The organism is Gordonia iterans, assembly GCF_002993285.1.
GTDB lineage: Bacteria > Actinomycetota > Actinomycetes > Mycobacteriales > Mycobacteriaceae > Gordonia > Gordonia iterans.
Genome location: NZ_CP027433.1, coordinates 3,609,420 through 3,622,722 on the forward strand (window position 1 = coordinate 3,609,420; position 13,303 = coordinate 3,622,722).

General features: G+C 67.4%; 11 protein-coding genes. 3 read left to right on the forward strand and 8 right to left on the reverse strand.

What is annotated here, in order from left to right:
* Nucleotides 1-126: 126 nt before the first annotated feature.
* A complete protein-coding gene (locus C6V83_RS16290; RefSeq protein ID WP_234354013.1) occupies nucleotides 127-1,107 on the reverse strand; it encodes an o-succinylbenzoate synthase in 981 nt (326 codons plus the stop codon).
* A 191-nt stretch (nucleotides 1,108-1,298) separates the two neighbouring features.
* On the opposite strand from C6V83_RS16290, the gene C6V83_RS16295 reads away from it, so the two are divergent.
* Nucleotides 1,299-2,219, forward strand: a complete 921-nt coding sequence (locus C6V83_RS16295; RefSeq protein ID WP_105943283.1) for an oxygenase MpaB family protein — start codon at nucleotides 1,299-1,301, stop codon at nucleotides 2,217-2,219.
* Nucleotides 2,220-2,282: 63 nt separating this feature from the next.
* Here C6V83_RS16295 and C6V83_RS16300 read toward each other — a convergent pair whose 3' ends face one another.
* Nucleotides 2,283-3,524, reverse strand: a complete 1,242-nt coding sequence (locus tag C6V83_RS16300; RefSeq protein WP_105943284.1) for an arginine deiminase — start codon at nucleotides 3,522-3,524, stop codon at nucleotides 2,283-2,285.
* An 86-nt stretch (nucleotides 3,525-3,610) separates the two neighbouring features.
* On the reverse strand, nucleotides 3,611-4,366 hold the full coding sequence (locus C6V83_RS16305; RefSeq protein WP_407646190.1) for an alpha/beta fold hydrolase: 756 nt from the start codon (nucleotides 4,364-4,366) through the stop codon (nucleotides 3,611-3,613).
* A gap of 268 nt (nucleotides 4,367-4,634) precedes the next feature.
* On the opposite strand from C6V83_RS16305, the gene C6V83_RS16310 reads away from it, so the two are divergent.
* On the forward strand, nucleotides 4,635-5,573 hold the full coding sequence (locus tag C6V83_RS16310) for a hypothetical protein (RefSeq protein ID WP_105943285.1): 939 nt from the start codon (nucleotides 4,635-4,637) through the stop codon (nucleotides 5,571-5,573).
* Between the two features lie 70 nt (nucleotides 5,574-5,643).
* Here the strand turns inward: C6V83_RS16310 and C6V83_RS16315 are convergent, their stop codons facing one another.
* From C6V83_RS16315 to rpsL, 5 genes are all read right to left on the reverse strand, one after another.
* The gene (locus C6V83_RS16315) at nucleotides 5,644-6,687 is read right to left on the reverse strand and encodes a hypothetical protein (RefSeq protein ID WP_159067547.1); all 1,044 of its coding nucleotides are present in this window, start codon (nucleotides 6,685-6,687) and stop codon (nucleotides 5,644-5,646) included.
* A 423-nt stretch (nucleotides 6,688-7,110) separates the two neighbouring features.
* Complete coding sequence (tuf, locus tag C6V83_RS16320; RefSeq protein ID WP_105943287.1) at nucleotides 7,111-8,301, reverse strand: elongation factor Tu; 1,191 nt, start codon at nucleotides 8,299-8,301, stop codon at nucleotides 7,111-7,113.
* Nucleotides 8,302-8,402: 101 nt separating this feature from the next.
* Nucleotides 8,403-10,508: an elongation factor G gene (gene fusA, locus C6V83_RS16325; protein ID WP_105943288.1), complete on the reverse strand. Its 2,106-nt coding sequence runs from the start codon at nucleotides 10,506-10,508 to the stop codon at nucleotides 8,403-8,405.
* Nucleotides 10,509-10,626: 118 nt separating this feature from the next.
* Nucleotides 10,627-11,097, reverse strand: coding sequence for a 30S ribosomal protein S7 (gene rpsG / locus C6V83_RS16330; RefSeq protein ID WP_105943289.1), 471 nt, complete (start codon nucleotides 11,095-11,097; stop codon nucleotides 10,627-10,629).
* 6 nt (nucleotides 11,098-11,103) lie between these two features.
* On the reverse strand, nucleotides 11,104-11,475 hold the full coding sequence (rpsL, locus tag C6V83_RS16335) for a 30S ribosomal protein S12 (RefSeq protein ID WP_105943290.1): 372 nt from the start codon (nucleotides 11,473-11,475) through the stop codon (nucleotides 11,104-11,106).
* Between the two features lie 351 nt (nucleotides 11,476-11,826).
* Here rpsL and C6V83_RS16340 point away from each other — a divergent pair, with 351 nt between their 5' ends.
* Complete coding sequence (locus C6V83_RS16340) at nucleotides 11,827-13,113, forward strand: MFS transporter (RefSeq protein WP_105943291.1); 1,287 nt, start codon at nucleotides 11,827-11,829, stop codon at nucleotides 13,111-13,113.
* Nucleotides 13,114-13,303 lie beyond the last annotated feature (190 nt).

The following is a 13,303-nucleotide window of genomic DNA, read 5'->3' on the forward strand; positions in this document are numbered from 1 at the left end:
GTTCCTCCTCGGTGCGCCGCCGCCCGATGTGAAGCGGCTCACCTCTATTGGAACAGATTCTTCTATTTGTTTCTAGTGCCCTTCGGCGGCGAGCCCGCGCCACCCAGGTCCGGTCAGGCCGGACCGTCAGCGCGCCATCAAGATTGCGTGACAGCGCCGCAGCCGGTCCTCCCACCAGGCACGGCGGTCCGGCGCAGCGAGGGGAAGGTCGTCGTCGGGCTGCAGGAGCCGGGGCCGGACCACCCCCTTGCGCGGGACGAACGACGGCGCGACGTCCCGCTCGAAGAGCACCCCGGTGCCCAGCCCGCACGCCAGGTCGAGCTGCGGGAGCGCCGCCGCGGCGGCGACGGACGCGGACATCCCGATCGCCGAGTCGAGCGCCGAGGAGATCACCACCTCCATCTTCAACGCACCGCGGAGCGCGAGCACCTTGCGCATGCCGCCCAGCGGCGCCACCTTGAGGACCGCGATGTCGGCGGCGTCGGCCTTGGCCACCAGGAGGGGATCCTCCGCGCGGCGGATCGACTCGTCGGCGGCGATCGGCACGTCGACGACGCGGCGAACCGCCGCGAGCTCCTTGACCGTGGCGCACGGCTGTTCCACGTACTGCACGTCGCCGATGGCCTCGATCGACTCGATCGCGGTGGGCACGTCCCACGCGCCGTTGGCGTCGATCCGGACGTTGGGGACCAGCTCGCGCACTGCGGCCACCCGCTGGACGTCGTCGTCGAGTGTCTGCCCCGCCTCGGCGACCTTGACCTTCGCGGTGTCCGCACCCGGATACCGCGCGAGGATCTCGGCGACCTGCTCGGCGGGCACCGCGGGCACGGTCGCGTTGACGGGGACGGTGTCGCGCGCCGCGGGCGGCGGCCCCTGCCAGGCCTGCTCGATGCCGGCGGCGAGCCAGTTCGCCGCCTCGGCGTCGTCGTACTCGACGAACGCGCCGAACTCGCCCCACCCCTTGATCCCGCGGAAGATCATCGTCTCGCGGACGGTGATGCCGCGGAACCGGGTCCGCATGGGAAGGGCGACCACCAGCGCGCTCTCCAGGATCTGATCCACCGGCGGCAGCTGCGGCTTGCTCGCCCGGACCACGAAGGTCGGCATCTCGCCGTGCTTGCTCGGGATCGCGAAGGGATTGTTGGCGCCGGGCTGATAGACCATGTCCCGACCCTACCGAGGCACCGAACGCCGCGACGCTACTCGGCGTCGAGCCGACCCCCTCGTCGACGTGTCTCTCCCGCCCGGTATTGACACAAACTCTTCCACTCGTCTCAAACTCTCGCTAGCCTGTGCACATGACCACCGACTTCTCCACCGGCGTGCGCGAGGCAGAGCCGAGCTTCCTCGACGAGGTCGACGTCGACTCGCTCGACCTGCGCCTGGGCGCGGACTCCCTGCTGTGGAAGTTCGCGGGCGACTCGCGGATGATCCTGGGTTTCCAGCGCCTGGCCGGTACCGAAAACTGCATCGAGCAGCTCGCCCAGGGGGTCGAGGACCACTCGATCATCTTCAGCGACTTCCTCGGGCGCGCCCGCCGCACCGGCCCGCCGGTGATGCGCACCATCTACTCCGACGACCCGCACACCTGGGGCCGCCGCGTCCGCGACTTCCACCGCGACATCAAGGGCACCGTGTCCGACGGCTCGCGCTACCACGCACTCAACCCCGAGCTCTTCTACTGGGCGCACGCCACCTTCGTCGACCAGGCCATCTACATCACCGACACCTTCATCCGCCGGCTCTCCCGCGCCGAGAAGGAGCAGATGTTCGCCGAGAGCAAGGTCTGGTATCAGCTGTACGGAGTCAGCGCCCGCAGCCAGCCGCAGACCTACGACGAGTTTCTGGCGTACTGGCAGTCCATGTGCGAGCGGTTCGTACCGACTCGGACCATCGTCTACGCCACCGGTTACCTCCGGAAGGGTCTGCCCGGCCCGCGCTGGATGCCTGGCCCGCTGTGGCGTCTGGTGTCCGCGCCGTTGAACGCGGCGCTGCGCACCGTGATCGTCGGCACCCTGCCGCCGGAGATGCGCGAAGTCTGCGAGCTCGAGTGGGACGAGAAGAAGCAGCGGCGGTTCGACCGCTTCGCCGCGGTGATGCGTGCGGCAAACCCGCTGTTCAACCGACTCCCCCTCCGTGTGCTCTACGTCCCGTGGGCCCACGAGGGCTGGGTCCGTACCGGCGCAGACCCGCGCCGGCTGCACAACCAGCCTGCCTGACTCCGGATTCGCGGTCCGCCGACCCGTGGGATCGTTTCGGACTGGCGGGTCGGCTTCGGCCGGTTACAGCGGATCCCGCGCGATCGGGCACGTCATGCAGTGCCCGCCGCCGCGCCCGCGCCCGAGTTCCGCGCCCACGATCTCGATCACCTCGACCCCCTCCGCACGCAACAGCGCATTGGTGTAGGTGTTCCGGTCGTACGCGAACACCACCCCCGGCTCCACCGCCACCAGGTTGTTGCCGCTGTCCCATTGTTGGCGCTCCGACGCGTACTCCGATCCACCGGCCTCCACCACGCGCAGACCGTGCAGGCCCAGGGCTTCCTGCACGACGGCGAGGAAGTGCCGCGACTCCTCGATCACCTCGAGTCCGGGTGCGGAATCCGACGGCACCAGGGTGAACGGCCGGATGTTGTCGACGATCTTCGGGTAGACGGTCACCACGTCACGGTCGGCGAAGGTGAACACCGTGTCCAGATGCATCGCCGACCGGAGCTTGGGCATACCGGCCACCACTACCCGCTCGGCCGCGCCCGCCTCGAACAGTGTCAGCGCCACCTGGGTGACCGCCTGGCGCGAGGTCCGTTCGCTCATGCCGATCAGGACCACCCCGTCGCCCGGCACCTGGACGTCGCCGCCCTCGATGGTCGCCGAACCCCACTGCCGCTCCGGGTCGCCCCACCACACGTGCGACCCGGCGAAGTCCGGATGGAACTCGTACACGGCCTTCATGAGCAGCGTCTCGCCGTGCCGCGCCGGCCAGTACAGCGGATTCAGGGTGACCCCGCCGTAGATCCAGCAGGTGGTGTCCCGGGTGTACAGGGTGTTCGGCAGCGGCGGCATCAGGTATTCGTTGGCGCCCCACGACTCGTGTGCGAGCGCCAGGTAGCCGGGCCGGAGTTCCACCGGCAGATCGCGCGTGGACATTCCGCCGATCAGAAGCTCCGCCAGTTCCATGGACGGCAACTCGTCGAGGTACTCGCGCACGGCGTCGACAAGCCCGATGCCGACCTCGTTCGCGACGATCTTCCGGTCCAGCAGCCAGTCCCGCGCGGCGGGGTCGTCCATCGTCTCGGCCAGCAGGGCGTGCAGCTCGACCACCTCGACACCGAATCCGGTGAGCTTCTCGACGAAGTCGGCGTGGTCGCGTTTGGCGCTGCGCACCCAGAGCACGTCGTCGAACAGCAGGTCGGCGGCGTTCGACGGGGTCAGCCGCTCGTGCGCCAGGCCCGGCGAGCAGACCAGGACCTTCCGCAGCTTCCCGACCTCGGAGTACACACCGCGCGCCGACAGCCGACTCTCCATGGCAACCCCTGCGTCTCGGATCTGCTCTGTTCCAGTGCGAACCTACCGCGCACCCGGCGCGTGCACCCGCCGATCGACGTCCGGACTCACCGCGCCAGGTGCCGGTCCACCACCTCGCAGAACTCGCGCGGGCGGTCGCGATGCACGCTGTGGCTCGAGTCGATGGTCACGAACTCGGCGCGGGGCATCGACTCGGCGACCCGGCGCAGATGCCGCGGCGGCAGAAAGCTGCGTTCTCCGCCGGAGACCACGACCGACGGCGCCTCCGTGCGCGCCAACCCGGTCCACCATTGCGGGTCGGTCCGTTCGAACTGTGCGGCCACCTCGTCAGGCACTGCCCGATCGAATCGGAGGAACGGCATAGGATTGGCGACCAGCGCCCGGACACCCCGGAAGCGGTCGCCGAGCCCGGTGAAGGTCGGCACGATCTTCTCAGCGAGGTCGTCGTCGTGCTGCGGCATGGGCGGCGGTTCCTCCAGCACCAGACGACGGACCCGCGCGGGATGCGCCATCGCCAGACGAAGGGCCGAATGCGCTCCCAGCGAGTGCGCGACCACGTCCGCCCGGGGCACCGCGAGCTCGTCGAGCACGGCGACGAGGTCATCGGCGAAGTCGTCGAGGGCGTACCGCTCAGCGTGCTGGCTGCGGCCGTGGCCGCGCAGGTCGACGGCGATCACCGAGCGGCCGCTGCGCCCGAGTCGGCGGGCGACGTCGCGCCAGGACGAGTGGTCGCCGCCCATCCCGTGCACCAGCAGCACCGGCGGCACGTTCGACGTACGCACGACGTTGCTGGTCATGACGGCCAAGTCGGGCTGGTCGGTCGTGCGTCTGATCACCTTCACGTCGCTCACTGTAGTGCGCCTCCTGCCGCGCCAGGTGTCTCGCACTGCCGGTGCCACCGCGACACGTCGCCACCACCGAGACAGCCCTCTCGCTACCGCGACACGTCGTCACCACCGAGACAGTCGCCGGCGTCGCGATGGTGACAGCGTGTCTCGAAGGCTCGTCGAAGTGCCGCGACAGTACCGACCTGTCGCGACGGCGCCCCCGCGCGACACGCCCGGAATGCGCGGCGCGGAACCGAGCACGACCCCGGAGCGTCAAAAGGGCATGTGGAACCTCGACAGGAACGGGCTGCTCCGCCGCGGCGCCGCGATGACCGACGGTGCGACCAGCCGCGAGATCGATATCGCGGTCGTCGAGGGCACGCTCTGCCGGGTGGACCGCGGCGTCTACATCGACGGAACCGTGCTCGACGGTCTCTCCCGGTACCAACGCAAGGTCGCCGTCTACCGGTATCGATGCTTCGCCGCGGCCACCCGTGGTGAGAGCGATCGGCTGCTCAGTCACCATTCCGCCGCCACCGTACTGGGGCTGGACACGCTCTCCCCCGACCTCGAGCGTGTTCATTTCACCCTCAACGGAACTTCTGGAGGTTCGGTGAAGAATCGGATCTCCGTGTTTCACACCGGTCCGGTGCCCGATCCCGACGTGCAGACGGTCAACGGAGTACCGATCACCTGCCTGGCCAGAACCGCGGTCGACGTCGCGTTGTCGTCGAGCTTTGCCGGCGCTCTGGCTGTCTTCGACTCCGCACTGAAGAAGGGGGTGGACCTCGCTGATCTGACGGAGCGACTCAAGGCCCCGCGCAAAGGCGTCGTGCAAGCCCGTCACGCACTCCGCTACGCAGATGCGGGCGCAGCGAACCCCGGTGAATCTTGGTGCCGCGCGCAGATCATCGAAGCCCGGCTGCCGGTCCCCGTCCTACAGAAGCGGTACGACCTCTCCGACGGCTCCGTCGCGTACGCCGACCACGACTTCGACGGCACAGTGATCCTGGAGTTCGACGGCAAGATCAAATACAGCGACGCCTACCTCCGGCCGGGACAGCATCCCTCGGAGATCGTGATCGCCGAAAAGCTCCGGGAAGACAAACTCCGTGAGTTGGGCCTCGACGTCGTCCGGACCGTCTGGGACGAGCTCCGTGCCGGGACGATGATTCCCGTCCTCCGCAAGCACCTCGCGGCGCGCGGCATCCACGGTCGATGAAACCGTCAGTCCTGGCAGTTACGCTCGTCCGGACGACGAGGTGCCCTCCGGTCGACGACACCCCGGCGCGTCAGCTCTGCGGAACCAGCTGAATCGTGATCCCCTCCGCGTCGTTTGCGCATCGAGTCGAATAGCCCGCCTCGCGTGCCGCCACGGCCGTCGGACTCGCGCACGTCCACCCGTCGAACGCGGCCGACATGGTGTTGCCCTGCCGGTCCAGACCGGGATCGGAGAAATAGCGGTTCACCACAGCCACCGCGTCGCCGCAGGTCATTTCGCCGTCGACGACGAAGATCCCGGCCTGGGTCCCGGTCGCCTCATAGGTGTGCGTTCCACAGTTCTCTCCCGGCTCGGCGTAGGGCTCGCCGCCGGTCGTCACGGCCCGGATGCACAGCTGAGTCAGTCGACTATCCACGTACACCACTCGTGCGCCGGCCTTGACCGGCCACTGGTCGCCGTATGTCCGGTCCTGCGGCGCACCGACCTCCAGCGCGTCGGGATCGGCCGCCGCGGGATCGTCGAATGGTCCGCGCGGCGGCGTCGGCCCGCACTTGAGCGTTTCACTCGACCCGCTCGCCGCCACGTCCGGACCCATCGGCCTCCCCTGCTCGAGCAGGAGGTAGCGCTTGGCGGCATGTGCGACGAGATCGGTCGGGAACTGCTCCTGCCCCGCCAGTGTCACCTGCGGGCAGGCGTACACCGCGTCGATACTGCCATTGTCGATCACCTCGCCGGCGCCGTTCTTCCATGTGGTGCCGACCTGCCCTGGACTCGGGGTGGCGGCAAGCACCTCGTTCAGCATCGTCCGATCGGCATCGACGTACCGGTCGACGAGGTAACTCACCGGGTACTTCCCGCACTTCTCGGTCAGCCTGCCGACCTCACCTGCGGACACGTCTGCGGCCCACGCCTGCATGGCAGCCGAGCCGCCGTTCACCACCACCGGTGGTCGGTCGGGCGCCGTCGGCGACTGCGTCGTCGGGCTCGCATCGACCGTCGACGTGGTTCCGCTGGAACCGCACCCGGCGATCACCGTCGTCACCAGCAGTCCGGACACCACGGCGACGAGAACTTGCTGGAGCCGACCGCTGAATGACACTCGCAATGTAGACACGCCGTGAGCGTAGCCATCGGGTGCGACACCGCACGCACGACACCCGCGCGAGCCGCGATGCCGTCGGGATTCCTTGATTCAGCGAATTCTTGTCGTAGACAGCGGATGCAGAACGCCCGCCTCACCGAAGTGAGGCGGGCGTTCTGTCGACCCTTCGACGAGCTCAGGGAGCGTGTCGATCCGAGGTCAGAAGATCAGCGACGCAGGGTCACTTGATGATCCGTGATCTCCCGCCGGACGCCTCAGAGGTCTCGCTCATCAGAGTCCGGCGGGAAACGATCACTTGATGATCCGTGATGACCCGGCAGGCACCGCAGAAGTGCCTTCCGCTAGTGCGCCTGCCGGGCAGTCATCACTTGATGATCCGTGATCTCCCGCCGGACGCCTCAGAGGTCTCGCTCATCAGAGTCCGGCGGGAAACGATCACTTGATGATCTTCGTGACGCGGCCGGCACCGACGGTGCGGCCACCCTCGCGGATGGCGAAGCGCAGGCCCTCGTCCATGGCGACCGGCTGGATCAGCTTGACGCTCATCTCGGTGTTGTCGCCCGGCATGACCATCTCGGTGCCCTCGGGGAGGGTCACGACGCCGGTCACGTCCGTGGTGCGGAAGTAGAACTGCGGACGGTAGTTGTTGAAGAACGGGGTGTGGCGGCCGCCCTCGTCCTTCGACAGGATGTACGCCTGGCCCTCGAACTCGGTGTGCGGGGTGGTGGTACCCGGCTCGACGATGACCTGGCCGCGCTCCACGTCCTCACGCTTGAGGCCGCGCAGCAGCAGACCGGCGTTGTCGCCGGCCTGGGCCGAGTCGAGCAGCTTGTGGAACATCTCGATACCGGTGACGGTGGTCTTGGTGCTCTTCTCGCGGATACCGACGATCTCGACCTCGGCGTTCACGTTGATCTCGCCGCGCTCCACACGGCCGGTCACGACGGTGCCGCGGCCGGTGATGGTGAAGACGTCCTCGACGGGCATCAGGAACGGCTTGTCGGTCTCGCGGACGGGGTCCGGCACCGACTCGTCGACGGCAGCCATCAGGTCCTGGATCGACTTGACCCACTTCTCGTCGCCCTCGAGCGCCTTCAGCGCCGAGATCGGGATGACCGGGGCGTCCTCGTCGAACTCCTGGGCGGCCAGCAGTTCGCGGACCTCCATCTCGACGAGCTCCATGATCTCCTCGTCGTCGACCATGTCGGCCTTGTTGAGGGCGACCAGGATGTAGGGCACGCCGACCTGGCGAGCGAGCAGCACGTGCTCACGGGTCTGCGGCATCGGGCCGTCGGTGGCGGCCACGACCAGGATCGCACCGTCCATCTGAGCGGCACCGGTGATCATGTTCTTGATGTAGTCGGCGTGACCCGGAGCATCGACGTGAGCGTAGTGACGCTTCTCGGTCTGGTACTCGACGTGGGAGATGTTGATCGTGATACCACGAGCCTTCTCCTCCGGCGCCTTGTCGATCTGGTCGAAAGCGAAGCTCTCGTTCAGATCCGGGTACTGGTCGGCCAGCACCTTGGTGATGGCAGCCGTGGTGGTGGTCTTGCCGTGGTCGACGTGACCGATGGTGCCGATGTTCACGTGCGGCTTGGTCCGCTCGAACTTCGCCTTGCCCACTTGTGTCCTCCTGGACTCGGGTCTGCCGGGGCGTTCCCGGCAGAGGTGGATTTACAGTTTATTGCGCCGCAGCGCGGGCCGCGTCAGCGGGGAGGGCCGAACTACTCGCCCGTCGCCTTCGCGATGATCTCCTTCGACACGTTCGCCGGAACCTCAGCGTACGAATCGAAAACCATGGAGTAGTTAGCCCGGCCCTGAGTCTTCGACCGAAGGTCTCCGATGTAGCCGAACATCTCCGACAGCGGAACCGCAGCCTTCACGACGCGGGCACCGCTGCGCTCCTCCATGGCCTGAATCTGGCCACGGCGGGAGTTCAGGTCGCCGATGACATCGCCCATGTAGTCCTCGGGAGTCGTGACCTCGACGGCCATGATCGGCTCCAGAATGACGGGCTGAGCCTGGCGCGCAGCCTCTTTGAGAGCCTGCGAACCGGCGATCTTGAAGGCCATCTCCGAAGAGTCGACGTCGTGGTACTGACCGTCGAGGAGGGTGACCTTCAGGTTGACCAGCGGGTAGCCGGCCAGGACGCCGTACTGCATCGCGTCCTGCGCACCGGCATCCACCGAAGGGATGTACTCGCGCGGGACACGACCGCCGGTGACGGCATTATCGAACTCGTAGGTCGCGCCGTCCTCGGCGTCGACCAGCGGCTCGAGCTTGATGATGACCTTCGCGAACTGCCCCGAGCCACCCGTCTGCTTCTTGTGGGTGTACTCGTGCTTCTCGACGGTCTTGCGGATGGTCTCGCGGTAGGCCACCTGCGGCTTGCCGACGTTGGCCTCGACCTTGAACTCACGCTTCATGCGATCGACCAGGATGTCGAGGTGGAGCTCGCCCATGCCGCCGATGACGGTCTGGCCGGTCTCGTCGTCGAGCTGCACCGAGAAGGTCGGATCCTCTTCGGCCAGCTTCTGGATCGCGGTGCCCAGCTTCTCCTGGTCGGACTTGGTCTTCGGCTCGATCGAGACGTTGATGACCGGATCCGGGAAGGTCATGGACTCCAGGACGATCGGGTTGGCCGGATCGCAGAGGGTGTCGCCGGTGGTGGTGTCCTTGAGGCCGATCATCGCGTAGATGTGGCCGGCCACCGCGTCCTCGACCGGGTTCTCCTTGTTGGCATGCATCTGGAAGAGCTTGCCGATGCGCTCCTTCTTGCCCTTGGTCGCGTTGAGGACCTGGGTGCCCGGATCGACCTTGCCCGAGTAGACGCGGACGAAGGTCAGCTTGCCGAAGAACGGGTGCGCCGCGATCTTGAACGCCAGGGCCGAGAACGGCTCCGCGCTGTCCGGCTTGCGGGTGATGACCTCTTCCTCGTTGCCCGGGACGTGGCCCTCGATCTCACCGATGTCCAGCGGGTTCGGCAGGAAGTCGACGACGGCGTCGAGCATGGGCTGCACGCCCTTGTTCTTGAACGCCGAGCCGCACAGCACCGGGTAGATCTCGGAGTTGATCGTCATCCGGCGGATGGCGCCCTTGATCTCGTCGATCGTGAGCTCGTCGCCGGAGAAGTACTTCTCCATCAGCGCCTCGTCGGACTCGGCGACGGTCTCGAGCAGCTTCTCGCGGTACTCGGCGGCCTTGTCCTGAAGATCGGCCGGGATCTCCTCGATGGTCGGCTCGGAGCCGATCGCGACGGTGCCGCGCCACGTGATGGCCTTCATCTCGATCAGGTCGACGACGCCGTCGAAGGCATCCTCGGCACCGATCGGGAGCTGCAGCACCAGCGGCTTGGCGCCCAGGCGATCGATGATCGTCTGCACGGTGAAGTAGAAGTCCGCGCCCATCTTGTCCATCTTGTTGACGAAGCAGATGCGGGGGACGTCGTACTTGGTGGCCTGGCGCCAGACCTGCTCGGACTGGGGCTCGACGCCTTCTTTGCCGTCGAACACCGCGACGGCGCCGTCGAGGACGCGGAGCGCGCGCTCCACCTCGACGGTGAAGTCGACGTGGCCGGGGGTGTCGATGACGTTGATCTGGTTGTTGTTCCAGAAGCAGGTCACGGCGGCGGAGGTGATGGTGATACCACGCTCCTTCTCCTGCTCCATCCAGTCGGTGGTCGAGGCACCGTCGTGGGTCTCACCGATCTTGTAGTTGACACCCGTGTAGTAGAGGATGCGCTCGGTGGTGGTGGTCTTACCGGCATCGATGTGCGCCATGATGCCGATGTTGCGGACCTTGGTGAGGTCGTTCAGCACTTCCTGTGCCACGGGGTTCCCTTCGGGAGATCGTTAAGTCTGTGGGTTGCCGCCCCGGCTGTGCCGGGACGACGGCGGCCGGCGGCCCTGCGAAAGGCTAGCCAGCCGGCCGGCCTTTCGCAGGGTTCGATCACCAGCGGTAGTGGGCGAAGGCGCGGTTGGCCTCGGCCATCTTGTGGGTGTCTTCGCGACGCTTCACCGACGCGCCCAGGCCGTTCGAGGCGTCCAGGAGCTCATTGGCGAGACGCTCGACCATGGTCTTCTCGCGACGCTGGCGGCTGAAGGTCACCAGCCAGCGGAGAGCCAGCGTGTTTGCGCGGCCCGGCTTGACCTCGATCGGCACCTGGTAGGTGGCACCGCCGACGCGGCGGCTCTTGACCTCGAGGGTGGGCTTGACGTTGTCCAGCGCACGCTTGAGGGTGATGACCGGATCGGTGCCGGTCTTCTCACGGGTGGCCTCCAGGGCCTCGTACACGATGCGCTCGGCGGTCGACTTCTTGCCGTCCAGCAGAATCTTGTTCACCAGCTGGGTGACCAGAGTCGAGCCGTAGACCGGATCGTTGACGAGCGGGCGCTTGGGAGCGGGTCCTTTACGTGGCATCGGAGATCAGCTTCCCTTCTTGGCGCCGTAACGGCTGCGAGCCTGCTTGCGGTCCTTGACACCCTGGGTGTCGAGCGAGCCGCGGATGATGCGGTAACGGACACCGGGGAGGTCCTTCACACGACCGCCGCGCACGAGCACCATCGAGTGCTCCTGCAGGTTGTGACCCTCGCCCGGGATGTAGGCGGTGACCTCGACGCCGCTGGTCAGGCGCACACGGGCGACCTTACGCAGCGCGGAGTTCGGCTTCTTCGGGGTCGTGGTGTACACGCGGGTGCACACGCCACGACGCTGGGGGCTGCCCTTGAGGGCCGCCGTCTTCTTGACGGAGACCTTGTCTTTGCGGCCCTTGCGGACCAGCTGATTGATAGTCGGCACTGAGTTCTTTCTCCTCGTGACCGGCGACGTGCCGGTCTTCTACAACTGCTGCGGTTTGTGCTCCGGGCAGGTCGCCGGCGTCGCATCACGAAACCGTGCGACTTCCGCAACTCGCCCCACCAGGACGTTCATCCTGGTCAGTGAAAGATCGTGCACCCGCAGTCGGGCGTGTCGCACGAGGTAGGCTCTTTCACGATTCCCCGCCGCCTACCCGGAGGTTCCAGGCGACGTGCGGGCAGCATCCAGACTGGCTGGACGCCAGCGTTAAACTCTACCGGCCGGATTTGGTGAGGTCAAAACCGTTGACGAGCGGGAAAAACGGTTGGCTCCGCCGCCCGTGGGCCTGCCACCATGGCAGCCGTGACCCGATCGCCCGCCGCCGCGTTCCGCACCCCGTCGATCCCGTTTCGGAACGGCGGTGCGTGGCTCGTGCTGCTCGCGATCGTCCTGTTCTCGCTCTCGCTGCGGGCGGCTGTCACCTCGCTGTCGCCGTTGCTCGGGAGGATCAGCGACGACCTCGGCTTCGGGCACACGACGGCGGGCGTGCTGATGATGCTGCCGACCCTCTTCTTCGGCATCGCCGGACTGATCGGACCGGCCCTGGGCCGCCGATTCGGGCTGGAGAAGACCACGGTGGGCGCGGTGGTGCTGACCGCGGCGGGGACCGGCGTGCGCGGCCTGTCCGACGACGCCGCCGTGCTGCTGGCCTGGTCGGCCCTGGCGCTGTTCGGCATGGGGCTGGGCAACGTCCTGATCCCGCCGCTGGTCAAGCGCTACTTCCCCGCCCGGATCGCGTCGATCAGCACGCTCTACATCCTGTGCGTCCAGTTCGGCACGACAGTTCCAGCGGCGATTGCGGTCTCCGCCGCCGACGCCGCGGGGTGGCGGGCCGCGCTCGCGGTCTGGGCGTTGATCCCGCTTGCGGCCCTGCTGCCCTGGATAGGTGTCGTCGTGCGGGCTCGTCGCACCGACGACGGCGCCGCTCAGACCTCGCCGCCGCGCCTACCGGTCTGGCGCTCGCCCATCGGCTGGGGCCTGGTGCTGCAATTCGGCATGACCTCGCTGGTGACCTACGCGGTGTTCGCGTGGACGCCGACGGTGCTGGCCGATGCCGGCGGCAGTGAAATGCTCGGCGGACTGACGGTCGCCGCGTTCTCCGGCGTCGGTTTCCTGGCCACCTTCATCGCGCCGTGGCTGTGCATCCGGTTCACCGATCCGTTCGGGTTCGTCGCCTTCTTCGGCATCTGCATGCTCGCCGGACTCGCGGGGTTCTACTGGGCACCGCTGACCTACACGATGCTGTGGGCAGTCCTGACTGGGCTCGGCGCCAGCGTCTTCCCGATGTCGCTGACGCTGATCAACGTGCGCACCCGGACCAGCGCCGGCTCGTCCTCGCTGTCCGGCTTCGGTCAGGGCCTCGGCTATCTGATCGCCTGTGCGGGTCCGCTGCTGTTCGGCATCCTGCACGACGCCACGGGCGGATGGGGAGCGTCGTTCGGCATGCTGACCGCAGCGGCCCTGCTCATGGTTCTCGGCGGCTGGCTGCTGTGCCGTCCCCGATTCCTCGAGGACACCCTCGAACCATCGGGACCCGATGCACCCGGACCCGAAGTGTCCAAGAGACTGTCCAGAACCTGAACACTCAGCCGGTTTCACAGAGTGCCATCATGGGTTGTGCGTGGGACCGGCCCCCGGGACCAACGACACGAAGACCGCACTTCGCAGCGCTGCCCGCTCGCGCGCTTCGAAGTGTTCTGCAAGCCCACCGGCCGCTTCTCCCCCGACTCGGCCGGTGGGCTTGTTCCATTCCCGGCCCAGCCGCCTCGCG